This window comes from Citrobacter sp. Cf132, from assembly GCF_030333885.1.
Classification (GTDB): Bacteria; Pseudomonadota; Gammaproteobacteria; order Enterobacterales; family Enterobacteriaceae; genus Citrobacter; species Citrobacter freundii.
On sequence record NZ_JAOWFA010000039.1, the window covers coordinates 15,449 to 37,535 of the forward strand.

Here is a 22,087-nt window from a genome sequence, read left to right on the forward strand (position 1 = left end):
TAGGGTTCAGGATGGGGTTATTGGGTTGCCGCCAGCACGCGAACTTCCGCCAGCTGTGGCTTCAGAACCGGGCGCAGTTTGAAATCTGCACCGGTCAGCGTGACCCTGACTTTTTGCGCTTCGCCTTTGTACGGCACCGCGTTGACGACCTGCTTTTGCGAGAAGTCTTTCGATTTATCCTGAATGGTGCGCCAGTTACCCTGTGCGTCCTGAATTTCCACCGTCCAGCCGGAGACCACCGGGTTACGCATATCCTCCGCCGTCTGCTCAAACTCCAGCTCGATACCGTCTACCTTCTGCATGCCCTGAAGATCGATAATCAGATCCGCAGGCCAGGTTTTATTGCCCCACAGCGTTGAGGACTGTCCGTCCACCACGCGCTCGGTCGAGAATTCGGCGTTGATGATATCGCCGTGGGTAAAGACCGGCTTATTCAGCGCCAGATTGCGCTTATCCTTACTTTCGCGGTACGGGCGTAAGTCTTCGCTGGTGACGGAGAATTCTTTCAGCGCCTGCTGCGCCAGTTGGCGGATATCGCGCCCGGAAGGCTGCGTCGGATAACCGTTACCGGTCTGATTAACCCAGCGGTATTCCAGTGGGAACCAGTGGACCTTAATGGCATCCTGCTTCTGCCCGGTCGCCGCCGCAGCCTTCAGCGCCTGAATCCAGGTTGCCCAGCGCTGGTAGTAGAAGTCACCGGTGAGTCCCTGCCACTGGCGGTTAGAGTAATCGCGCAGCCCGGCGTCGGCGGCCTGCTCGGTTCCCCATGTCGTGACCATCGCCCGGGCGTTAAACTCGAACTGGTCGCGGGTCCAGTCGTCCATGCCATTGAGCATCGTGCGGGCGCTGTTGAGCCAGGTGCCGAGCATAAATTCCGGGCGGGTGCCGAGCACCTGATCCTGAAGTTTGATAAGACGCAGGAATTTGCCGGAAAGCTGATTGAAGGCGCTGTAATCCTTTGCCAGCCAGGCATCTTCAAAGGCGCGGTAATATTCATACGAGGCGTTAGCCAGCACCTGCCGGGTGATATCCACCAGATCGTGCTGATACGCCGGGTTATCCTTGAAGCGGTCGTAAACACTCAGATAGAGCGGCAGGATTTTTTCAAACTCGGCTTTGTCATAGTCGATAAGCGCGGTGTAGTAGGTGCAGGCGCGAGTGACGCCGAAGCCGGGCTTGGCGTCGATGATCGAGTCTTCCGCCCGCTGGCGGTCTTTGCGGCGGTGATACGCGGTTTTCACCATAATATCCCACGCCTGCTCAATCTCCGGCGACTGCGCACCGTAGCGGCTGGTTAGCCAGCTGTGGATATACGCCGTCGAAGAGATCGGCGATTTTTCCCACGCCATGTCGTAGAGCATTTCGTATAGCATCGGGTTGGTGCCGAGCGATTCAGCGGTGACGCCCACGCCTTTCATGTACTTCGATTCCGCCAGTGATTGCGGGATCTCTTGTGCCAGCACTTCCGGCATCCCGGAGAAGCCCATGCGGCCACCGAAGGCGTGAAGCATGTTCCAGATCCACGGCGTGTTGCTGAACTCGTGGCGAATAGCATGGTTGGGCTTGTTATCGGCGTAGAGATCGAGGATCAGCGCGTGATCCTTTTTCAGGCCGTTAAGGAACGTGTCGGTGGGGTTCTCCTGCCAGTTCTGGATAATCCATACCGCGTCTTTATCGTGCTCCAGCATCTTGTTTTGCACAGTTTGCGCCACTTTCACCATATCCAGATCGGCGCGGTTGCCGCCTTCATGGAACGGATCGACGGCGTAGTAGTGGCTGATATTGCCGAAGGTGGCTTTCAGCGTCTGGTAATAAACGTCGGCGACTTTGCTGAAATAGTCCTCGCCTTGTTTAACGTAAGTGCGCAGCATCGGCGGGCGGACAAAGCCAACCCAGTCGCCCTGATCGATCACCTGTGCCTGTGGATTTTTGGCGGCGAAGGTATCCGCCACCTGCCCGGCAAAGCCGGGGAAGACCGGCGTGATGCCGTACACTTCCATCCTGTCGTGGATTTTACGCGCCAGCTCGGTACGTTGGGCGAACCAGTTCTGCGGCAGCGGGCCGCCGAAGCTCTGCATATTTGCCATGTAGAACCAGCCGAAGTAAGCCGGGCCGGGGAGGTACTGGCGCACATCATTATCGCTGTAGCCGAACTGGTTAAGCATCCGCCGTTGGACCTCTTCCTGACCGACGATATCCAGCATCAGGTTGACGCCATTCATTGCCGCCCAGTCGAGGAATTTCTCGTAATCGTGCCAGCGCCAGAAGGCCATGGTGTAGGATGGCGTGCAGAAGTTCAGAGCATATTTGTACTGATAGGGAGTGTCTTTCTCTGTTACGCCTTTCGGCATCGGCCAGTCTGTCGGTATGCTCAGATTGGACACATTCAGTGGGTCATAATTGACGTGCAGATAATTTTTCAGATACCAGTTCAGCCCGGAGGCCAGTGAAATACCGTTTGGTCCGCTGATGCTGATTTTGCCGTCGGCTTCCTTCACGGTGAAGCTGTCTTTGCCAGTGGTGGAGGGCGCAACCGCGAAGATAAAGCGATTCTGGTACTGTGCGCCGAGCACCCGCTCAACCAGCGCCTGTGCTTCGCTGACGACTTCCTGCTGGCGATACGCTGTGTTCTGGCGACGCTCATGACGCTTAGCCCACTCGGTGGTGGTGTAATCCGCAACCCGAATCGCAGGCGGCATCGGCGCGGTATCGCTGATTTTATCCCCCATCAGAGAGATATCGTTGACCACGCCCTTTGCACCCGCCGAGTAGTCGGTGATGTTGATGCGCAGGCGGCTGGCGCGAACGTTGAGCGGCAGTCGCTCGTTCGGTTTGCCAGTCTTTGCGGAGATGATTTTGCGGTAAGTCACGCCATTATCGCTGCTGTAGACGTCGAAGCGCGTTAGCGTGTTGAGTGGGGTAGTGAGCTGTAGCTCGCTGAGCTGATACGTCCCTTTTAAATCCATTTCCAGCCAGCGGTTGTAATCCCGTTTCGATTGCCACTGGGTGGCCGGATTATTGTCCAGCAGAGGCTGACTGACGTTGTTGCCTTGTGCATCCATCACGCGAATTGCCGACGCAGATAAGCGGCTGCTTGCTGCCGCCTGGTGGCAGACCAGAGAAATTGACAGCGCCAGTAAAGAGAGCCATCCGGTTGTTTTTTTCATACTTGCCATCCTGTTTGTTGAAATTAAAAAAACGATGACAGGAAGCCAATGGGTAGTTTATGACCATCATCATAAGTGACCGCCCATTATTTATGATCCGCTTCACTTCATTTGTTCCATGCGGAAAAAGAGTTTGCCGCTGCGAATAAATAAATCAGCCATAAACTGTGTATCCGTTCACGCTAATTTCCTGTGGCGTTATGACAACGGTTATAAGCAGGTTTTTAGATGCTCTTTATTCTCACCGTGATGGTATTTCGACTCTGAGGGCATTATGGCTATTCAACGCGATACAAAATGGAATGTGATCCTCTGGGGATTCTTTTTCCTGTTCTATTACTACAACTGGTCTTCCTGCTTTTTGTTTTTACCCATGTGGCTAACTCGAATGGTGGGGCTGGATAAAACGCATATAGGTATGGTGTTCTCCTCTTTTGCCGTGGCGGCTATTTGTCTGCAACCACTGCTGGGCTGGGTAACGGATAAGCTTGGACCGAAAAAACACCTGCTGTGGCTGATCGTTATCCTGATGGTGCTCTTCGCGCCGTTCTTTATCTACGTGTATACCCCGCTGCTGCAAAGCCAGTTTGCGATTGGGCTGGTGGTGGGCGGGCTGTATCTGGGATTTATCTTCCACGCGGGCTATGGCGCGGTGGAGGCATTTGTCGAGAAGGTTAGCCGTAATCGGGGCTTTGAGTACGGACGTCCCCGGCTGTTTGGCTGCTTTGGATCGGCAGCCTGCGCAACTATTTCTGGCATTCTGTATGGTTTCGATCCGACCTGGATTTACTGGATCGGGTCGGCACTGGCTTTGCTGCTGGTGGTGATCCTGCTGATTGCCCGTTCTGAGCCATTGCCGGGCATTGAAGCGGAACAGGTCCGCCAGCAGAAGGTCAGCGTGTGGGAGCTGTTTAAACTCCGACGGTTCTGGTATTTCACATTATATGTATTAGGCGTGGCCTGTATTTATGATGTTTTTGACCAGCAGTTTATTAATTTCTTTACCCGTTTCTTTGACCATCAGGAACAGGCGGCAAGAGCATTTGGTTATATTACAACTGCCGGGAATCTCGGTGATGCCGCCGTAATGTTTTTTATTCCTCTGCTGATTAATAAATATATTGGCAGCAAGAATGCATTATTAATTACTGGCACCATTATGACGATTCGGATCGTTGGTTCATCCTTTGCCACCGGACCGATCGAAGTGCTCTTTTTACGGATGCTGCATAATTTTGAAGTACCTTTCCTGCTGATTGGTATTTTCAAATATATTGCTGACGTTTTTGATACCCGCCTGTCAGGGACTATCTATCTGGTAGGCGTGATGTTTATCAAGCAGTCTGCCGCCATTATTTTATCGACCGTCGCAGGCCACCTGTACGACACCATCGGCTTCCATAGCGCCTATCTGATCCTTGGCAGTATCACTGCCGCGTTCACTCTGTTGTCAGCTTTCCTGCTGACTTCGACCCCACGCCAGAAAACGGCAGATGTCTGCGCACCTGCCACACTCTAATGGAGATAACATGATGCAACCGAATATTCTGGTCTTTTTCACCGATCAACAGCGCTGGGACACGGTGGGCTGCTACAACCCTGCAGTTAGTACCACACCTGTTCTGGACCAGCTTGCCCGCGAGGGCGTTAAGTTCGAAAACGCCTTTACTGTCCAGCCGGTCTGCGGCCCGGCGCGTTCCTGCCTGCAAACCGGGCGCTACCCGACGCAGAACGGCTGTTACCGCAACAATATCGCCATGCGGCAGGATGAGGTGACGCTGGCGAAGCTGTTCAATCAGGCGGGGTATGACACTGCTTATATCGGGAAGTGGCACCTGGCTGATCTGGATGAAAAACCGGTGCCGGAAGCACTGCGCGGCGGCTGGCAATACTGGCTGGCGGCAGATGCGTTGGAACATACATCGCACCCTTACGGCGGTCACTTTTTCGATAACAATAACCAGCCGGTGCATTTCGATGGCTACCGGGTGGATGACCAGACCACGTTCGCGCTCGATTACCTGCAAAATCGCCAGCGGGATAATCCATTCCTGCTGTTTCTCTCCTATCTGGAGCCGCACTTCCAGAACGATATGGCGCGTTTTGTCGCCCCGGATGGCTACGCTGAACGCTTCCAGACCGCATCGGTGCCGCCGGATCTGATTAACCGCCCCGGCGACTGGCCGCAGAACCTTCCTGATTATTACGGCATGTGCCAGAACCTTGATGAGAACCTCGGGCGCATTGTCGATTACCTCAAATCGAGTGGGGAGTACGACAACACGATTATTCTTTTCTTCAGCGATCACGGCTGTCACTTCCGCACCCGCAACGATGAATACAAACGTTCGTGTCATGAGTCCAGTATTCGTATTCCCTGCGTGGCGCGGGGCGGGCCGTTCAGCGGTGGCAGAACGGTGGAGCATCTGGTGACGTTGTTGGATATCCCGTCCACGATGTTAAGCGCCGCAGGCATTACAGTGCCGGATGCGATGGTGGGCCGTGATTTGCAAACGGCGCTGGATGCCGGGCACTGGGACGAGGAGGTACTGATTCAGATTAGCGAGTCGGAAGTTGGGCGGGCGCTGCGCACCACGCGCTGGAAATATGAAATTGTCGCGCCCGGCAGCGATCCGTGGAATGAGTCTGCCGCGACGATTTACGTGGAGAGCCAGCTTTATGATCTGCTGAATGATCCGTGGGAGCGCCAGAACCTGATTGCCAGCCCTGAACATGCGCGGATCCGCGATAAATTACGTCAGGATATTGGCCGCAAAATGACGGCAATTGGTGAAGACCTGCCCGTCATTGTTCCGGTGGAGTAAGTGATGACTGCATGGATGATTGCCGCATTATGCGGCTGTGGTCTGGCAACCAGCCTGCTCTCGGCGCTGTTTGGCGTCGGGGGCAGTATCCTGCTCGTGCCGGTGCTGCATTTGTTGTTTCCGCAATGTGCTGTGCAGGTGCTGGCCGCGACGTCCCTGACGGTAGTGATGCTGAGTGCGTTGATTAACGTCTGCGCCTTCTGGCGTCAGGGTATCCGGTTAAATTCGCGGCTGCTGGTGCTCTGGTCGCTGGGTATGGCGACGGGAATGCAGGCAGGCGTGTACGCCAGCTTTTTGCTGTCGGATAAGGTGCTGCTGATGTTGTTTGCGCTGGTCCTGGTGGGGTTGGCATTGCGCTGTGGATATTCACGTCAGACAACTCAGGAAAACGTACAACCGGATAACCGGACGCGCAGTACCGGGATGCTGCTGTGTACCGCTGGCGGTGCCGTAGCCGGGTTAACCGGATTAGGTGGCGGTTCCGTGCTAGCGCCGCTGATGTCGCAGCTCTCCGGGATCCCGCGCCAACATATCGCTGTGTACTGTAACTGGATGATGGTGTTCGGCAGCGCCGGAACGGTGGTCAGCTATCTGTATCGCACGGCGCCGGATACCGGCGCATTGCCACCGGCGATGCAGTTTGGTTACGTCAATATGGCTATTGTGACCGTGATTTTTCTCTGCACGCTGGTATTCCAGCCTGTCAGCGTGAGGCTACGCACTCTGCTGCCAGAATGCTGGCTACAGTGCGTTTTCTCCGGCGTATTGCTGATGATTGCCACGTTGATACTGGTGACGCTATGAAACACGCTTTTCATCTGATGGCGAAGCCTGCGGGCTGGCGCTGTAATCTGGCCTGTGATTACTGTTTTTACCTAGCAAAAGGGCTGGGTGTGCTGCGTGATACCTGTGGGCAGCGACATATGTCCGATAAGGTGCTGGAAGCGTATGTTCGTCAGTACATCGCTGCATCACCTGGCCCGGAGGTGAACTTTACCTGGCAGGGCGGTGAACCGACGCTGGCCGGGCTGGATTTTTATCGCCGGGCCGTGGCGCTCCAGCAGCGCTATGCCGGGGATAAACGTATTACCAACAGCATCCAGACCAACGGCGTACTGATTAACGACGAATGGGCGACATTTCTGGCACTGCATCGGTTTCTGGTGGGCATATCGCTGGATGGTCCGGCGCATCTGCATAATCATTACCGTAAGACGGGCAGCGGTAAGCCCGTGTTCGATCAGGTGATGGCGGCCCTGGATACGCTGAAGCGTCATCGTGTGGAGGTGAATATCCTGACCGTGGTGAACAACGTGACGGCACAAGCCCCACTGGAAATTTACCGCTTTCTGACGCGCGAGGTGGGAGCTGAATTTCTCCAGTTCATTCCGGTAGTGGAGCATGACGCGCAGCGTGGGTTGTTGCCATGGTCAGTGACGGGAGAGGATTACGGGCGGTTTATGATCGCCATCTTCGATGAGTGGGTGCGCCATGATGTCGGGCGGGTATTCGTTCAGCTTTTTGATAACACGCTGGCGGCGTGGCTGGGCGAACGCCCGGCGATATGCGTAATGCAGCCCACCTGCGGACGCGGGCTGGTGGTTGAGCAGAACGGTGATATCTACAGTTGCGATCACTATGTGGATGCGGAGCATCGGCTGGGTAATCTGCTACAGCAGCCGCTGGAAAAGCTGGTTGTGGGTAAAGCACAACGGCGGTTCGGCCAGCAGAAAGCGCAGCTCCCGGATGATTGCCAGCGTTGTCCGTGGCGCTTTGCCTGCCAGGGCGGTTGTCCGAAGCATCGACTACACGAGCGGCTGAATCATCTTTGTGCCGGGTATCGCATGATCTTCAGCCATATGGACCCGTATATGACCTATATGGCGCAGCAGATTCGTTTGCAGCAATCTCCGGCCAGGGTGATGAAGGTGGTGGATGATATTACCATTGCCGCTCCGCAATATTACATTTTATCGTAGCGCATAACTATGTTCTTTCAGGTGACCAAAGCACCGTTCAACGACATTATGATTGTAGTTCGCATTACGATCGAGTTATGAGTGTCCATCTGATGCCATTTTTTTATCTAATTTGCGAGTGATGATTTTTCTCAGTTAATTACATTATTTTCCCTGAAATGTACTTTATCAGTCAAAGCCTAGAAGAACGGTTTGAAAATCGACTATAATCAGTAATATATCCTGAAAGGTAATTGCTTAGAGTTGATAATAAAAGTATTATAGATTCAGATGTGTTAAAAATAACTTAAATTCAATGGATAGTTTGAAACGTATATGAATAACTTGAAATCTAAAATAGAAAATAAAAGAAGTGACATTATTACTTTTTTGGTTGGAGGCGAATCTCGCAAGATTAAAAAAAACATAGAATTTGATATTGATGAAGATGTGACTCCATTTCAGAAAGCATATATTAAAGACTATTCACTAAGAGAGGTGTTCAGCTTTTCTGATGACTATGGATATCTAATCGATTTTGAACTTATGGATTATGGTTATCCTATTGGTGATGATTATTATGAACGTAACTATGGAAATGGTGAATTAAATTTTTATGTTGCGGACTATGATAATCAAAAATGCACCATTACATTGTCTGGTAGTATTTGTGCAGATATTATGAGTATATCAGGTGAAGGTGTGGCGAAATTTTTGATTCGAGGAGTTAAGAAAAATATTTTTAAAAAACTAAGTATACATCAAGAGTTAATTCTTGAAGCTGAACGTCTTTATGCTTCTAATAACTTAAAAATGTCATTTTTTGTTTATTTTTCTGCTTTGGAAGCAGTGATTTCTTGTCATATCGAGAATTACAAAGCCAAGATACATAAAGAGTTGCATTATGCTTTGGAACATCTTTCACTTGATGAAAAACTTAGAGTTGTCGTAAAGGAATTACATTCGGGTGAAGATATTAGTAAAATTCAACTTTGGAGTGCGTTGGCAGAAGTTGTTAAGGATGTGAAAGATAAAAGAAACTTAATCGCTCATGCGAAAAAAACAATGATTAATGAGGGAGATATTAAACTGATAATATTTGCATTGTTGCTATTGATTGGGTTTCTTGAATTTAGAGCTGAAACATTTAACGAAATTAATAGGGTAATATTCCCAAGGTAATCACTAAATATATCATGCGGATACCTCCATCATGTAAGAATCTATCCGTAATTCAGTTTGACTTGTGGCGTGGAAGAATACCAAAAAATGCCATTGATAATTATAGGGGACTTCACTTTATGTGAGTACTCAGGGGGGAAACAGAGACGAGATTGATGACAAAGCCGTATCAGAAAACTCGTATCTTGCCATAGCGGTATTTGCATGAAAAAATTAGATAATTATCTTGTTAAATTATATTGCGGAACACAGCCTGTAGTAGTTCCGGATGAAGAACATGCAGGCGGCGCTGTGAATCGTCCAAGATACCCGCCTGCCTTAATTCCTTACTGAACCTTAATGCAGTTTCTGTCTCACATCCGGCAAACTCAGCTACTTCACGCCACGTCCAGTCATAGCCGGAAAAATACTGTGTCAGATACCAGAGGCTGCTCAGGACCCGGTGACGGGTGCGGTAACGGGCGATCCAGGCCATGCGATGCTCTGCATCGGAAAGGCTTGCTACCACCTGATTTAACAGAAAATGGGCGAACTGCGGGTGATGATGCAGGAAATCGCTGTTGGAGTGAGGAATGATGTGGCATAGCGATGCTGTCTGCAAAACGCTGGCGTGGCAATGGTAGAACTCCGAGCCAAATAACCCCAGATAGCCAAACCAGTCGCCCTGTTGGCAGGCGCGGACCAGCATCTCTTTGCCGTTTTCCAGCGTGTGGTGTAAACCGACGACGCCATGGTTGAGATACCAAAAACCGCAGATGGGTTCTTCCTGTAGATAGATTTTGCTTCCTGTTTCACGAGCGATAGGACGTAGCAGGGCATAACGGGAAAAGTGGGCGTAGTGGAAGGTGGAGCGATTACGCACCGGAGCTGCGAGAAACGGCATTTCCGCTGGCGGTGGTATGGCGGCCTGCTGAACCTGAGCTGGCGTAGAGATACTGTGGAGGCTGGCATCGGAAATAATCATAATCTGCACCTGACGGGGAGCGGATTTTTCGGTTGCCGCAGTTCGCCTTCTTCCTCATAACGGCTAGGCCAGATTTTTGCCGGGTGAACGTTGAGTGCGCGGGCAATCAGCCATTCGCCTTTCGGCCAGGGACGTGAAAGCGTATTCGCGAGGGTGGAGGACGCCAGCCCCGCTTCCCGCGAGACCGCAGCCATACTGGTGCCGCGCTTGTGCAGGGCGGCGATGATATCGGCTGGGTGCCAGTCTTGTTTAGTCATTCCTGTTACCTCTTTGAATCTTGATGCTACGTTTTTCGTAGTATCCAGGTCGTTAAAAAACTACGAATCTCGTAGTTATGAAAAAACGACTAAGACAGAGAGATGTCTTCACTCAACGATTGAAAGAAGCTCGGCAGCGGCTAGGTATTTCACAAGCTGCTGTAGGGATTGCTGCGGCGGTTAACCACTCTGGTGCGAGCACTCGTTTTAATCGTTATGAGAAAGGGGTTTATGAACCCGACATGGAAACTATGGCGCGGATTGCGGATGCGCTGAATGTTCCTCTGCCATGGTTGTTCACTTCTGATGAGAATCTTGCTGAACTGATCCTCAACTTTGCCACGCTTTCATCAGACTCGCAATTGCGATTACTGGACGTGTCTCGGCAGATGCTAAGCACCTCACCCGATGAAAATGCCTGACCTCTCTCTATCTACAACTCAATACTACGTTAATCGTAGTATCTGCGACAAGCGAAAACTACGATTCTCGTAGTTATGAAAACGACTAATCATTACAACGATATTTTTTGCCGACGCTTGAAACAGGCCCGGTTAGCCAGCGGGCTGTCTCAGAAACGTTTGGGGGTTGCGGCAGGTATAGATGAATTTGTTGCGAGTACACGCATCAATCGGTATGAAAAGGGAGTTCACGAGCCCAATACTGAGATTGTGCAGAAGTTATCAGAGGTTTTACGTGTTCCACTGGCCTATTTCTATGCCGAAGATGATGATTTAGCTGATTTAATGCTGATATTTTGGTCATTATCAAGCATAGAGCGGGAGGAGCTTATGGAGTATGTGAGGCACCATGTAGCTAGTTAAAAAATCCAGCATTGAATCGGTACTATATTCTTACAAACTTCTCATCAAAAAGGTGATTTAATTCAAGCATCTGCCATACAGATTCTCTGATAATGTCTCCCGCAAAGGGAGAATGCCATGACAGAAAGTCTGCACACTAATGCCACTCAAACGTTACCTGACGCCAGGGAAGAACTTTATCATCTTGTCTGGCGCGAGCCTGCAGAGCGAATCACTTCCCTCTATAACATAAGCAAAGAACAACTGACAAAACGATGCGCTGAATTACGAATACCGAGACCGCTCGCCGGATACTGGAAGGCGCTAGCGAAAGGATCTGCACCGGCGGTACCTGCTTTGCCTGATTTGAAGAGTGGCAAGGTAGTAAAATCCCACAGAAAAACCAGCCAGGCCATTCCTCTTCCCACAAAAATATCATCAAAAGTAGCAGCGCCAGCACCGCGAAAGCGAGCAAGGACAGCGGGCAGTGGCTATGCACTGATCGATGATCTCAAAACTTACCTTCCCGTCTCTTCCGTCACAAAAGACGGCTACTACAAACCAACGAAAAAGAAGCTACTCGATCTGAATGTTTCAGAAACGGGATTCAACAGTGCTATCGATTTTCTGAGTCGGTTCTTTGCTGCACTGGGAAAGCAAGGGTATTGGGTAAGGTTAGCTGAAGGAAATGAAGGATTTCATTGTCAGGGCATAGATATCAAAGAAGACCCAAAAGAGGGAGGTTTGCGCTATGACAGTTTATGGCGCCCTTGTTCAGCCAGTATTATCTGCGTTGGGGATATACTGTTCGCCTTTAACCTGGCTGAAATGACGGAATATGTTCCGGCAAAAGAGGTTAATGGCCGATATATCCGCGATGAGACGATGTTCCGCTGGATGAGGGGGAAGTATGACAAGCCATTTCGCTATGTCATTAAACATGCCTTACCTACCGGACGATTCTTTCTACAGCTCTACTCGCCATACTCGTCAACTAACTGGCAGGTTGAGTTTCGCCAGACAAAACAGTGCGGGCTTATCAGCCAGATCCCGAAAATCATTTCCGCGATGCGTGATGCTGTTCCGTTGATTCAGAAGCAATTGGAAGAGGCGAGAGTCAAAGCTGAAGCTCGGCGGATCCAGTGGGAGGTGAATGAAAAGAGATATCGGGAAAAGGAGCGGATTAGAAGGGAAAAAGAGGCATATACAGCTAGCTTAGCCGAACTGAACGGTATCATGATACAGTGGGCCGAAGATAAGCGTATAGAGCAGTTTCTCCGTGATGTAGAAAAGGACGTGGCGAGTATTGATGAGCAGCAGAAGGCACAGATTATGGAACGCCTGCAATTAGCCCGCCAGTTCTTGTTAGAGGATACGGCAGTTGAGCGGTTGCTGAAGTGGCAAACTCCCCTTGAGAGGCTTCTTAAATGAAATATAGATATTTTTAGTTGTGCTCAGGAGGCAATCTTGATTAGAAATATGACAAAGATATTTTTAACTGAAGAAGACAAGGATATTGATGTAGATGCATTTCTTGATAATGCAAGTGAAGAGGATGTCTTTATTTTTAGACGGCGACTCGAAGTAGCTCGTCATGAAAAACCTATTGCTTTATGCAGTGTATGTTACCAACCAGTTGTGCTGAGGGGAGATATTAATAGGTCATTTTTCTTCGCGCACACAAAGAATTCTGACGATTGTCCAATTAAAACTACAACAAATCTAACGCACGATGAAATCCTTGCCATGAAATTTAATGGGCAAAAGGAAGGAAAAGCTCACAGAGAAAATAAATTTAAGCTAGCAGAGATTTTAAGACAAGATGGTTTCTTTTCTAATAATGTATTGGTTGAGTCAACATTTAGAGAAACTAACCGTTCAGGAATAGCTAAACACTGGAGAAAACCTGATGTTAGTGCAGTCAGTATAGAAGGTGAATATTCAATTGTATTTGAATTACAAGTATCAACAACATTTATTGAAGTCATTGTTAGTCGAGAGGCATTTTACAAAGCAAATAATGCATACATTATGTGGGTTTTTCTCAGTTTTGATTGTGAGAAATTTACAACTCTTGATGTAGGATATAGTAATCGCTCAAATGTATTTGTTTTTGATGAAGAGGCCAAGAACTTATCATCAGACAATCAGAAACTTATACTGAAATGTTACTACAAAAAACCATTCATGAACTCTGCTTTATCTATATCTTATGAGTGGGATTGCCAGCTTGTAGATTTTAATGATTTATCTTTCGATCCTGATGAGAAGAAGATTTATTTCGCTGATCCTGATACTTTGAAAAAACAGGTTTTAGGAGAGATTAACACCGCAAAGGAAAAACTAGAGAGTGATAGGATTGCGCGTGAAAAAATTGTAGCTGCGAATAGAAAAAGGGAGTTGGAAAGACTATTCCAAACGGAAAGGGGGAATGCAGTTTCTAATGTCAGGACTAACAATTATCCGAGTAAAAGGAACAAGACAGATCATATAACTTCTGTGCATAGCACAAGTAAATCATTTGGCGATTCAGTTAAATGTCCACAATGTGGGAAGATTGTTAAAAAGAGAAAACTCGGAAAATCATCTCTATGTAGTAATTGTTATTGCGTATTAGATTAACAATTTTTATGGATCTTTATATTTTTGCATGAGAATATTGAGTATCAATCAGCAAGTAGAGAAATTAATGATGATACATTATGTCTATGCTGAAATATAAAAATGTTTAGTTATAATCCTGAGGATGGAATGTTGAGCTTGAGTAATCCTACAAAACTATCTGTTAGTTATAGTGCTATAGAGGATTAATGGCGCTATACTTTCCACCTATTGAAGGCTGAAAATATCGACCGGGATGCTTACAATGTGATAACCTGATATTCTGATGCAGGTGATGAATAATATATTGAGGACATGATAAATAACCCCTTGGCTATATAGTAAATAGCGGTAAAGATATGATTTGATAATTCGTGTTCACGATAATTTTTATTCATGATTTGAGAATGAAAGTTTACCGTGAACATTATTTAAATAGTCAATGATTAGGTCCTTTTTTTGAGTATCTAACGGACCGAGCGATATAGGGTTTATTTTTTGGAGAGTAACGATTTTTCACGAAATGTTCTTCAAAGGTATTGAGTAGGGATTTATCTTTAGTTTCCTTGAATTTCATTATCACATCGTGAGCTTCTCTATATTTAATTGTGTATTTTTTCGGGCTGATTTTTTTTGACAAAGAATCTAATGCAGCTATGCTTTCTTGTGATAGTTTTCCTGTTGTCCAAAGTTCACAAATAATATCTATATCTTGACTGATATTTTCTCTAACCCATTTAAAGAAAGTTGGAACCTGATGTTGTAGCCATCTTGTCACGATATCATCTGGGATCTGGGAGTAAGGGCTGTAACCTTTACATTCAATAAATTTAATTTCCTTATAACCATTTTGAATTGTAACGTCAGCTTCCGCAGTCTTTTCTTGTGTTTTATAAACTTTTCCTATAGTTACTGTACCATTGCCAGATGATCTGAAGACCTCTGCAACTAGATATTCAAAGAAAACCCCTCTCAACGTGGATAGTGCACCTTCTATTGGAGCCAGATTGGTAATTACGTTATCAATATGTTCCAAAGATACTTCTCCACCTCCGGCAATAAACTCCATAAATTCAATAAGTTTTCTAATTCCTTCTGAGAACTCTTTACCGAATAAAGTTTCTGGTGTTGCAGGAATAATGCCTATGCTTTTTAAGGCCTTAAACGCTTCATGTGAATAATCCTCGGCGACAAACATAAAGAGAGATTTGCCAACTTTAGGTAAGCTTCGCAAAGAAGTACATTTATTTATAAATGGTTTTATTTCTAATAGTGTGATTTTAGAGCCTAATAATACATCACAGATGAAGAATCCTGGTTTTGTATTTTCAACTCCAGAGTTTGTTACCAGTGGTGATAAATAAGATGGTCCGGATATATCCCAGTTAAAGTTAGCTACACGTGGTAGTTCTTTGTCATCGTTTCTACATTGAATCATGTCATAGCTTGTAAAGCCTAGGTTTTTAGCCCATTGTACTATTGTATTTAATAGTATGTCCTCTCCTGTTAATCTGGCTTTGATGTAGCCCATAGCTTTGAAATATCTTTCATCTTTTTCAATAAGCGTAATACACTCACCATAAGATGGCAAATTGACTATTTCAACTAATTTTAGCTCAATTAATTTTTTTAATACCTGTTCGCAAGATAAGCGTCCCTTCATGGCTATAGGCGAACCCGATGCAATTGTAAAATGTTTTTTGGGGATTATGCCTCCTCTGGCAATTAAGCTCGAGAGAGCCATGCCATAACTGGAGTTTGTGTCCTGCATCACATTAACTAAGGTTGTCCAGTAGCGCTCAGAAGCAAAGTCCTTTTTGTGATAGAGGAATCTGGCGCGGTGAGGAAAATTAAAGTTAAGGCGACCAACATCCCCTTTAGCACGAGATACCTGTTTCCTCGCTGCATCATAGGTGATTCCTAAATGTTCAACCAAGTGTTTAGCAAGATCCGTACTTAAACAAGGGCCGTGATAGTAGAGGTGCTCTTCAATAGGTGTCATATCAGTACCAATTTGTCACACTGCGTTGTATATAATAACAAACAGTGTGCCAGTAGAACACTTAAAGAGCTATAAACTCCACACTAGTAAAATCAGTGCGTGGAAGAAAATGTAAATGCTTGTTCTATTTTATTCGTCACAATAAGATAAATTTAGTTATTTATTCTGTATTGCGAGGGTGGTGCAAACTAACACTTAGTAAAACACCTCTAGTCCCGCCACCCTCATCGCAGCCTCCAGCTCACTACACCCAAACTCGATCATAATCCGCATCCTCTCCGCTTTTTCGTGTTTCTCCGTCATCCCCAGCGCCAGCCACAGGGCAGGGGAAACCACGCGGAACAGCGCTTCCACACGCGGCGAAAGTACCACGCCTTCGGTATAATTTCCTGGTGCTTTGGTCGCGCTGAGCAGGAGCTGACGCTGTTCCGGCGTCAAAGATTTAAAGCGACTGACCTGTTCGACTTCTTCCGGTGGTATCACCAGCAGTTCCCACCACTCGATCATATTGAGTAGTTTTTTCGCATCGTCCGGGAAATCGCTCAGGTTCTGTGTCGCCAGCCACAGCCAGATCCCTAGCTTGCGCCACATCTTCGAACCCTTCGTCAGAAACCGCGCCAGTAGCGGGTTAACGGTGATGATGTGTGCCTCGTCGGTGATATTAACGATGGGCCGGGCCAGGTGCTGGTAGCGTTCGCCAAGGTTGTTGATATGGTTAATTAGCGAGATATAGGCGATCGCCAGTTGTGCTTCGTACCCTTCGCGGGCAAACATCGCCAGATCCACCAGGGTGATATCCGCCTCCGGCCATGCCTCTCCCTCGCGGTTGAAAAGTTCGCCCTCAAACCCTGAGCAGAACATATTCATCGCTTCGCCCATCTCCCACAGCCGGTTACGGCGGGATTCAGGTAGCGCCGCATCCTGTGCCAGCGTAAACAGGGCGTCGCGGATATCCTGGGTCAGCGTCTGTCTTTTTTCGTGGGCGGTAAGCCGGGCCGCGTGCAGAATCGCTTCGCGAATTAATGCCCGATCGGAACGGGTGAGGCGGGCGTCTTCTTTCAGCTCGCCACCTGTGATCATCAGACGGGCCGTGATCTCCATTTCTCCCAGCAGATCGCGCTGTTCGTTGTCGGTATCCTCGGGCTCGTCATCATCCGGTTCTGGCAAAGGCACGTCGCTTTCTGCCAGTTTCCATGCGTCGGCAAACAGCGGTAGCGTGATGCCGGAGCCGGGTTTCAGGCTGATTTTATTCACCGTCAGGCCATGTTCGCGGGCATAGTCAGCCATCAGCCCGAACGAGTTGCCCGCCTCGACAATAAACAGACGCGGGCGGTGCAGCGCCATCAGTTGCGCGATTTTGGCGTTCAGAGTGGCGGATTTGCCTGCGCCGGTCGGGCCGAGTAGCAACAGGTGGCCGTTCTGGGCGCGGTCCTCGCGGTTGAGCGGGTCCCAGCACAGCATCCCGCCGCCCCGGTTGAAGTAGCTGACGCCCGGATGCCCGGTGCCACTCTCGCGGCCAAACAGCGGCAGCAGGTTGGCGAGGTGCTGCACAAAGCTGAAGCGGGTGTAGAGCTGGCGCTTGTCCCGCGCCGGGTCGAAGCACATTGGTAGCCAGCGCAGCCACGAGCTTAGCGGGGCGAGTTCGTCATTTTCCTGCACCGGAACCATACCCGCATTCAGCAGCAGGCTGTTCAGGCTGCGCACGCGCTTAGTCAGTTCGACGTTATCCGGGGCGGAAAGATAAAACGCCAGCGCGCTACGGTAGAGTTTGTGGCCGTCTTTCAGCCAGTGGCGCACCTCCTGACAGTCTTTTTTGGTGTACTCCGATTCGACGTTCTCGCCGATGGCGCGGTCGCTGAGGCGGCTTAAGTGTTCTTCCAGCCGGTCCTGCGGCCAGGCAACGATGGTCAGAGCCATAATCACCCCTTCCGGCAGCAGGTCGAACAGCGCGTTAATGCCGTCGCCGCGTGCGGATTCTCCGGTCATATGGCCGACGGTGGGCGGTTTGCGCAGTCTGTCCAGCACGATGACCTTATGCGGACGCTGGTCGAACAGCCATGTTCCCTGCGTGGCCTGCGAGCGGGGTTCGCTGCACAGCAGGCTCTCGGCAAAGTCGTGCAGTTCCGGCGTGTCATCCTGCTGCGCCATCTGTTGCCAGAACCGCTGGGATGAGTCGGCCATTTCTGGGGCGGGATTGAACCAGCGCAGCAGCCAGTGGCGAATGGCCTCACATTCCAGCCTCCTGGCGTGAATACCTGCGCCCGCCAGCGCTGAGACCATTCGTTCACACACGGTGTTCAGCGCCTCTTCCGGGGAGTCTTCCAGCGGATTGCGGAATTTGGTGGGCAGCCAGCGATAGACCACCATTCGCGTGTGGCGCTGCTGAGCACGCCAGCGGGTATGGCTGACGGCATCGTCCATGAAGTAGCCTTCCGGGCGGGAAACGGCGTGCAGATGGCGTTCCATTTCCTCCAGCCAGGCACGGGTAAAATCAGAGTTCCGTGCTTCCGGTACGGCGTAGTCATGCAGTGCGGCCAGCCAGACAGCGGTGTCGTCCTCATCCTGGCAGTAAAACTGTACCACCCACGGCTGGCGATCGTATTCCGTGAAGCTGTCCTGAAGCGCGTCCTTCAGGATATCGCGCAACTCTTCCAGCCGTGCCGGAGAGCGGCCTTCGGTGCCGAACGGCGTGATGTCATACACCGCGCCGACCGAGCGCCCGTCATCCAGCAGTAGCGTTTTGCTTTCCGGCTGATACTCCACCCACGGCAGAAAATCGACGAACGACGCGCCTTTCTGGTACAGGCTGTCCACCGTCTGTTCGGTCAGGGTGCCGCTGCGCATCATCACAGCGGATCGGTCCGCTCGCCGGGCAGGGCGTACTGCACCCAGTTATAGAAGGGGAGGACGGTGGTATAGCCCGGCACCGGGACACCTTCACTACCCGCCAGATGAGGAAAGATATACATCTCCAGATCCGGATTCGGCAGACGCCGGAACAGCGCCTTCGTGGCATTGTCGTCGCTGCGTGTGGTCTGCTGTTGTTGCGCGGTCATCGTGGCGTCATCCAGCGGGCGGCGCAGCACCGATCGTGCGTCGTACAGTCCCTGCGCATCGTTATTCTGTCGGCCCCAGATGTTCAGCATGGTGGTGTTTTCATCCACCGGCAGCAGCGTTTTCTGGTCGGTGCTACAGGCGCTCAGCAGCAGCGAAAACAGCAAAATCAGAATACGCATTAGTCGAGGTCTCCAGTGCGATCGCCCGCCGTGCGGTAGTTCACCCGCCGTCCGTTGGGATCGTAGTCGATGGCGAGCTGGCGGGTGATATGGATGGCGACGGCCTGGCCGGGCGGTACGTAGATGGCATCGAACATCTGGCCGTAGCGCTGTTTAAACCAGTCGGCGCTCTCCTTCAGGCCACCGCCCAGCGCCTGGCCGAGCACGTACTGCCCGCTGTCGCCTGTCAGCGCGGTGGTGATGGAGCCATCTTCTACGGTGGAGGTGGTCTGGTTATTTGCCAGTGCTTGTGCGGCAGCGGACGATCCGGCCAGCAGGAATTGTGAGCCGATATATTCGGCGGCGTTGGATTTGCGCTCGCCGGGGATGCAGGGCAGGCCGTGGGGGTCGGACAGCCAGCCGATATTGCCTTCCGTGCCGCTTCCGGTTTTATCGCCTTCGGCGGGTAGCGTGCGCATCGTGCCGTCGCGAAAGACAAAGGTAATTGACGTTAAACTGCCGCGCACGCAGGAGAGCGTCCAGTCGCCGGTGGCACTGCCGGAGATCACTGCGCCTTCGATATCGGGTAATTCGATGCCGTTGGCGGTGAGGTTATCGCGGCCAATCAGTACCTTGAACGGGTAAGGGTCGGTGACGCTGCCGTTAAGTGGAATGCGCCCCAGCAGCGCGGTCATCGCCACCGAGCCGATTAACGTGCTGTTCTGTGGCAGGGTGTAGACTGGTTTGACGACGGCGGGCGGCGGTGCTTCTGGTTGTGGCGCGGTGTTCTGCGTCCCGGAAGGAAAGGCCAGCGCAGGTTGCAGCGGACGACCATTTTTATCGGTTGGCAGGGCATCGGCGGGCGCTATCCAGCGCAGTGGTTCGCCGGAGGCTGCTTCCGGTCCCTCAATGCCCAGCCCGGCCAGCGAGTCGTCCGTTGTCCTGTTTCCCTTAAGTTGTTGGATCTGCGTCTGTAACGAGCTGAGTAATTCGTTCTGCTGCTGTGAGGCGCTGTTCTGTTGGCGGTTAATGGCCTCGTTGATGCGGCTGTCGGTATTCTGCTCGCGCTCACGCAGGCGCTGATTTTCCTGCACCAGTGCGGCGTTGCTGGCCTTTACCGTTTCCAGCTCCTTGCGCCAGAGTTTCATCTGGCCGACCAGCGTGGCGACGGTATCGGCGGGCGTGTCGCCTTCAATCCCCAGCGCTTTCAGCTCGTCGTGGCTGAGAGGCGTTGCAGGTGCAGAGGATGTTGACGGTGTGGTTTTGCGATCCTGACAGGCATGAAACAGCAGGACGCTGCCCGCCAGCAGGATGAGCGGCGTCAGAACCCGCAGCAGGATATTGGCCTGAAGCTTCATTTTTTCTTCTCCGGCGCTGGCTCTGGCAGAATCGCCTGTTCAGGACGATGATTGTGGGTGATGAGATAGAGCACGGTAGTGTCTTCGGCGCTGCCCGCAGGCCCCAGCCAGCGATGCTGGAAGGAGGCGGCGTAAAACCGCCCCTGAAGCTGGCGCGGATCGAGTTCCAGCCGGGTGGTGCTCTTATTCTGAAGCCGGATCGCCGCCAGATGATAAGGATCCAGCCGCCAGCCGCCGATCGGTATGGCGCTGACGGGGAGCGCAGGTAGCAAAGTGGTGATGGTTTTTGCCAGCCGCACGCCTTCGGGCTGAACGCCCGGCAAAGGCTCCACGGTGCGTAGCGGGGCATATAACATCTGCGCGGCATAGCGGGTGAGCGCGACCGGAAGCGGCGTGGAGGGTTCTGGAACTGCATCGGGCTTCGCATCAGGCGTTTTCTTCTCTTCGCGGACAATGCGTATCGGTTCCCTGATGTGCTCGCCCTTGCTGGCGGAGACGTCCAGCAAAATCAGCTCACCGTTCTCTGTGTCCTGAAGTTGCAGTCGGTTAGCGGCAAACGGCTGGCTGGCAAGCAGGTACAGCGTGCCGTTGCTGCTCTGAATGCGCAGCTTGCCTTCCAGCGCGGCGGGATAACCCACCCGGACATTGCGATCCACAAAGATGATCCGTTCCTGCCCGGTGTTCAGCGCCACCGGCAGCGGGATGCGCTCCCATTTCACCAGTTCGACGGCGTGCAGGGGCAGGGCAACCAGCAGGATTAGCAGTGGGCGGACATTCATGGTTTAGCCGCCTCCAGCTTCTGCGGTGGCGAGGAGAAGCAATCTAGCGCCAGCCCCCACGGATTTTTCTGCTGATCGATGTTGTAGCGCAGTACTTTGATGGGGTAGCGGACCATTGCCCGCTTAACGGGTTCGGAGTGGAAATACTCATCGACGGTCAGATCCAGCGTCACAATCCAGTTATCGCGGTCAAGGATCTGCACCCGCTTATCGCTGAATCCCCGACCGGGGATTTCATACACGCCGCGTACCCGGTCGCGCAGCTCTCCGTTTTGAAGGCGCTGACGAAATTCCCGGTCGATCTGGCTGTAGCAACCGGGGGTAAGATAGGCCCGTAGGGCACTGAGGTTGCGGGGATAATCGGCCTCGCCGTTGGTCGGCCAGCGGTTGATCTGCTGAAATACTGAAAACGCGAAGGCGTACACCGTGGCGGGCGGCACTTCCCACCACGGACGCTGGCTGGCAGCGCGGAGATCCGGTGGCAGGTACACCGTGAGCTGGCGTGGGGCGCTGTACCAGCCGAATCCCATGCCTGATGCCAGCAGGAATAACGCGACCAGCGCAATATGCAGGGTGCGGATATGCGCATCCCGCGCGGCCAGCGCGTGCTTAAAGGCGCTCATCGTCGGCTCCGGCGAATGGCCCAGACGCCATCGTGCAGGACGAAACGCTGAGTGCCGATACCGAAACGGGCCAGTTTCAGCTCCAGCGCCCGGTACAGCCAGCTCTCCGGACGCCCGCGTTTTAGTCGTGCCAGCCAGCGTCCACCGCAGAGGATCGCTAGCGTACCGCCAGGCAGGGCGCTGCCGGGAATAAGGCTCCAGTTGCGCCACAGTATTGCCGGAATGGTTCCAGTGATTGAGCCGGTAGCCAGCCCGACAAGCAGCGCTATCAGCAGCTCGTTGACCGTCAGGCCGCGAAACACCGCAGGCTCGCGGTTTAACCGTTCCGGGAGAAAGGGGATAGTGCTCATGGC

At 51.3% G+C, this 22,087-nt stretch carries 19 protein-coding genes; 9 read left to right on the plus strand and 10 right to left on the minus strand.

Annotation, left to right across the window (positions count from 1 at the left end; translation table 11 throughout):
- Positions 1 to 17: 17 nt before the first annotated feature.
- Complete coding sequence (locus tag OGV85_RS04675; protein ID WP_061548125.1) at positions 18 to 3,167, minus strand: alpha-N-acetylglucosaminidase TIM-barrel domain-containing protein; 3,150 nt, start codon at positions 3,165 to 3,167, stop codon at positions 18 to 20.
- Positions 3,168 to 3,441: 274 nt separating this feature from the next.
- Here OGV85_RS04675 and OGV85_RS04680 point away from each other — a divergent pair, with 274 nt between their 5' ends.
- The 5 genes from OGV85_RS04680 to OGV85_RS04705 all read left to right on the plus strand — a co-directional run bounded on the left by OGV85_RS04680 (position 3,442) and on the right by OGV85_RS04705 (position 9,132).
- Positions 3,442 to 4,686: an oligosaccharide MFS transporter gene (locus tag OGV85_RS04680; RefSeq protein WP_061548126.1), complete on the plus strand. Its 1,245-nt coding sequence runs from the start codon at positions 3,442 to 3,444 to the stop codon at positions 4,684 to 4,686.
- 13 nt (positions 4,687 to 4,699) lie between these two features.
- Positions 4,700 to 5,992 (plus strand): sulfatase family protein, encoded by a 1,293-nt coding sequence (locus tag OGV85_RS04685; protein ID WP_181522826.1) that lies wholly within the window; start codon positions 4,700 to 4,702, stop codon positions 5,990 to 5,992.
- Positions 5,993 to 5,995: 3 nt separating this feature from the next.
- Positions 5,996 to 6,796, plus strand: coding sequence for a sulfite exporter TauE/SafE family protein (locus OGV85_RS04690; protein ID WP_286553145.1), 801 nt, complete (start codon positions 5,996 to 5,998; stop codon positions 6,794 to 6,796).
- A complete protein-coding gene (locus OGV85_RS04695) occupies positions 6,793 to 7,971 on the plus strand; it encodes an anaerobic sulfatase maturase (protein ID WP_061548128.1) in 1,179 nt (392 codons plus the stop codon). The genes OGV85_RS04690 and OGV85_RS04695 overlap by 4 nt, the downstream gene beginning before the upstream one ends.
- Positions 7,972 to 8,286: 315 nt before the next feature.
- Positions 8,287 to 9,132 carry a hypothetical protein gene (locus tag OGV85_RS04705; RefSeq protein ID WP_061548129.1) on the plus strand — a complete coding sequence of 282 codons (846 nt, stop codon included), beginning with the start codon at positions 8,287 to 8,289 and terminating at the stop codon, positions 9,130 to 9,132.
- Positions 9,133 to 9,361: 229 nt separating this feature from the next.
- Here the strand turns inward: OGV85_RS04705 and OGV85_RS04710 are convergent, their stop codons facing one another.
- A complete protein-coding gene (locus OGV85_RS04710; protein WP_061548130.1) occupies positions 9,362 to 10,096 on the minus strand; it encodes a Crp/Fnr family transcriptional regulator in 735 nt (244 codons plus the stop codon).
- Positions 10,093 to 10,353, minus strand: a complete 261-nt coding sequence (locus OGV85_RS04715; protein WP_061548131.1) for a helix-turn-helix domain-containing protein — start codon at positions 10,351 to 10,353, stop codon at positions 10,093 to 10,095. The genes OGV85_RS04710 and OGV85_RS04715 overlap by 4 nt, the downstream gene beginning before the upstream one ends.
- A gap of 77 nt (positions 10,354 to 10,430) precedes the next feature.
- Here OGV85_RS04715 and OGV85_RS04720 point away from each other — a divergent pair, with 77 nt between their 5' ends.
- From OGV85_RS04720 to OGV85_RS04735, 4 genes are all read left to right on the plus strand, one after another.
- Complete coding sequence (locus OGV85_RS04720) at positions 10,431 to 10,775, plus strand: helix-turn-helix domain-containing protein (RefSeq protein WP_061548132.1); 345 nt, start codon at positions 10,431 to 10,433, stop codon at positions 10,773 to 10,775.
- A 75-nt stretch (positions 10,776 to 10,850) separates the two neighbouring features.
- A complete protein-coding gene (locus OGV85_RS04725; protein ID WP_061548133.1) occupies positions 10,851 to 11,177 on the plus strand; it encodes a helix-turn-helix domain-containing protein in 327 nt (108 codons plus the stop codon).
- A gap of 117 nt (positions 11,178 to 11,294) precedes the next feature.
- Entirely contained in the window at positions 11,295 to 12,587 is a 1,293-nt protein-coding gene (locus OGV85_RS04730; RefSeq protein ID WP_061548134.1) for a hypothetical protein, read from the plus strand.
- Between the two features lie 36 nt (positions 12,588 to 12,623).
- Entirely contained in the window at positions 12,624 to 13,778 is a 1,155-nt protein-coding gene (locus tag OGV85_RS04735) for a DUF6035 family protein (protein WP_181522660.1), read from the plus strand.
- Between the two features lie 418 nt (positions 13,779 to 14,196).
- On the opposite strand, the gene OGV85_RS04740 is transcribed toward OGV85_RS04735, so the two are convergent.
- From OGV85_RS04740 to OGV85_RS04770, 7 genes are all read right to left on the minus strand, one after another.
- Positions 14,197 to 15,759, minus strand: a complete 1,563-nt coding sequence (locus tag OGV85_RS04740) for a hypothetical protein (RefSeq protein WP_061548136.1) — start codon at positions 15,757 to 15,759, stop codon at positions 14,197 to 14,199.
- A gap of 195 nt (positions 15,760 to 15,954) precedes the next feature.
- Complete coding sequence (locus OGV85_RS04745; protein ID WP_286553175.1) at positions 15,955 to 18,606, minus strand: conjugative transfer ATPase; 2,652 nt, start codon at positions 18,604 to 18,606, stop codon at positions 15,955 to 15,957.
- Positions 18,606 to 18,995, minus strand: a complete 390-nt coding sequence (locus OGV85_RS04750) for a TIGR03751 family conjugal transfer lipoprotein (RefSeq protein WP_061548138.1) — start codon at positions 18,993 to 18,995, stop codon at positions 18,606 to 18,608. The genes OGV85_RS04745 and OGV85_RS04750 overlap by 1 nt, the downstream gene beginning before the upstream one ends.
- Entirely contained in the window at positions 18,995 to 20,332 is a 1,338-nt protein-coding gene (locus tag OGV85_RS04755; RefSeq protein ID WP_061548139.1) for a TIGR03752 family integrating conjugative element protein, read from the minus strand. The genes OGV85_RS04750 and OGV85_RS04755 overlap by 1 nt, the downstream gene beginning before the upstream one ends.
- Positions 20,329 to 21,111 carry a TIGR03749 family integrating conjugative element protein gene (locus tag OGV85_RS04760; RefSeq protein ID WP_061548140.1) on the minus strand — a complete coding sequence of 261 codons (783 nt, stop codon included), beginning with the start codon at positions 21,109 to 21,111 and terminating at the stop codon, positions 20,329 to 20,331. Before OGV85_RS04760 ends, OGV85_RS04755 begins: the two co-directional genes overlap by 4 nt.
- Positions 21,108 to 21,734, minus strand: coding sequence for a PFL_4703 family integrating conjugative element protein (locus tag OGV85_RS04765; protein ID WP_061548141.1), 627 nt, complete (start codon positions 21,732 to 21,734; stop codon positions 21,108 to 21,110). The genes OGV85_RS04760 and OGV85_RS04765 overlap by 4 nt, the downstream gene beginning before the upstream one ends.
- The gene (locus OGV85_RS04770; protein WP_061548142.1) at positions 21,731 to 22,084 is read right to left on the minus strand and encodes a TIGR03750 family conjugal transfer protein; all 354 of its coding nucleotides are present in this window, start codon (positions 22,082 to 22,084) and stop codon (positions 21,731 to 21,733) included. The genes OGV85_RS04765 and OGV85_RS04770 overlap by 4 nt, the downstream gene beginning before the upstream one ends.
- Between the last annotated feature and the right edge of the window lie 3 nt (positions 22,085 to 22,087).

What these genes read in the sequence shown, in the direction of transcription:
- OGV85_RS04675 (WP_061548125.1), bottom strand. Translation starts at nt 3,167, where the DNA reads ATGAAAAAAACAACCGGATGGCTCTCTTTACTGGCGCTGTCAATTTCT.
- OGV85_RS04680 (WP_061548126.1), top strand. Translation starts at nt 3,442, where the DNA reads ATGGCTATTCAACGCGATACAAAATGGAATGTGATCCTCTGGGGATTC.
- OGV85_RS04685 (WP_181522826.1), top strand. Translation starts at nt 4,700, where the DNA reads ATGCAACCGAATATTCTGGTCTTTTTCACCGATCAACAGCGCTGGGAC.
- OGV85_RS04690 (WP_286553145.1), top strand. Translation starts at nt 5,996, where the DNA reads ATGACTGCATGGATGATTGCCGCATTATGCGGCTGTGGTCTGGCAACC.
- OGV85_RS04695 (WP_061548128.1), top strand. Translation starts at nt 6,793, where the DNA reads ATGAAACACGCTTTTCATCTGATGGCGAAGCCTGCGGGCTGGCGCTGT.
- OGV85_RS04705 (WP_061548129.1), top strand. Translation starts at nt 8,287, where the DNA reads ATGAATAACTTGAAATCTAAAATAGAAAATAAAAGAAGTGACATTATT.
- OGV85_RS04710 (WP_061548130.1), bottom strand. Translation starts at nt 10,096, where the DNA reads ATGATTATTTCCGATGCCAGCCTCCACAGTATCTCTACGCCAGCTCAG.
- OGV85_RS04715 (WP_061548131.1), bottom strand. Translation starts at nt 10,353, where the DNA reads ATGACTAAACAAGACTGGCACCCAGCCGATATCATCGCCGCCCTGCAC.
- OGV85_RS04720 (WP_061548132.1), top strand. Translation starts at nt 10,431, where the DNA reads ATGAAAAAACGACTAAGACAGAGAGATGTCTTCACTCAACGATTGAAA.
- OGV85_RS04725 (WP_061548133.1), top strand. Translation starts at nt 10,851, where the DNA reads ATGAAAACGACTAATCATTACAACGATATTTTTTGCCGACGCTTGAAA.
- OGV85_RS04730 (WP_061548134.1), top strand. Translation starts at nt 11,295, where the DNA reads ATGACAGAAAGTCTGCACACTAATGCCACTCAAACGTTACCTGACGCC.
- OGV85_RS04740 (WP_061548136.1), bottom strand. Translation starts at nt 15,759, where the DNA reads ATGACACCTATTGAAGAGCACCTCTACTATCACGGCCCTTGTTTAAGT.
- OGV85_RS04745 (WP_286553175.1), bottom strand. Translation starts at nt 18,606, where the DNA reads ATGATGCGCAGCGGCACCCTGACCGAACAGACGGTGGACAGCCTGTAC.
- OGV85_RS04750 (WP_061548138.1), bottom strand. Translation starts at nt 18,995, where the DNA reads ATGCGTATTCTGATTTTGCTGTTTTCGCTGCTGCTGAGCGCCTGTAGC.
- OGV85_RS04755 (WP_061548139.1), bottom strand. Translation starts at nt 20,332, where the DNA reads ATGAAGCTTCAGGCCAATATCCTGCTGCGGGTTCTGACGCCGCTCATC.
- OGV85_RS04760 (WP_061548140.1), bottom strand. Translation starts at nt 21,111, where the DNA reads ATGAATGTCCGCCCACTGCTAATCCTGCTGGTTGCCCTGCCCCTGCAC.
- OGV85_RS04765 (WP_061548141.1), bottom strand. Translation starts at nt 21,734, where the DNA reads ATGAGCGCCTTTAAGCACGCGCTGGCCGCGCGGGATGCGCATATCCGC.
- OGV85_RS04770 (WP_061548142.1), bottom strand. Translation starts at nt 22,084, where the DNA reads ATGAGCACTATCCCCTTTCTCCCGGAACGGTTAAACCGCGAGCCTGCG.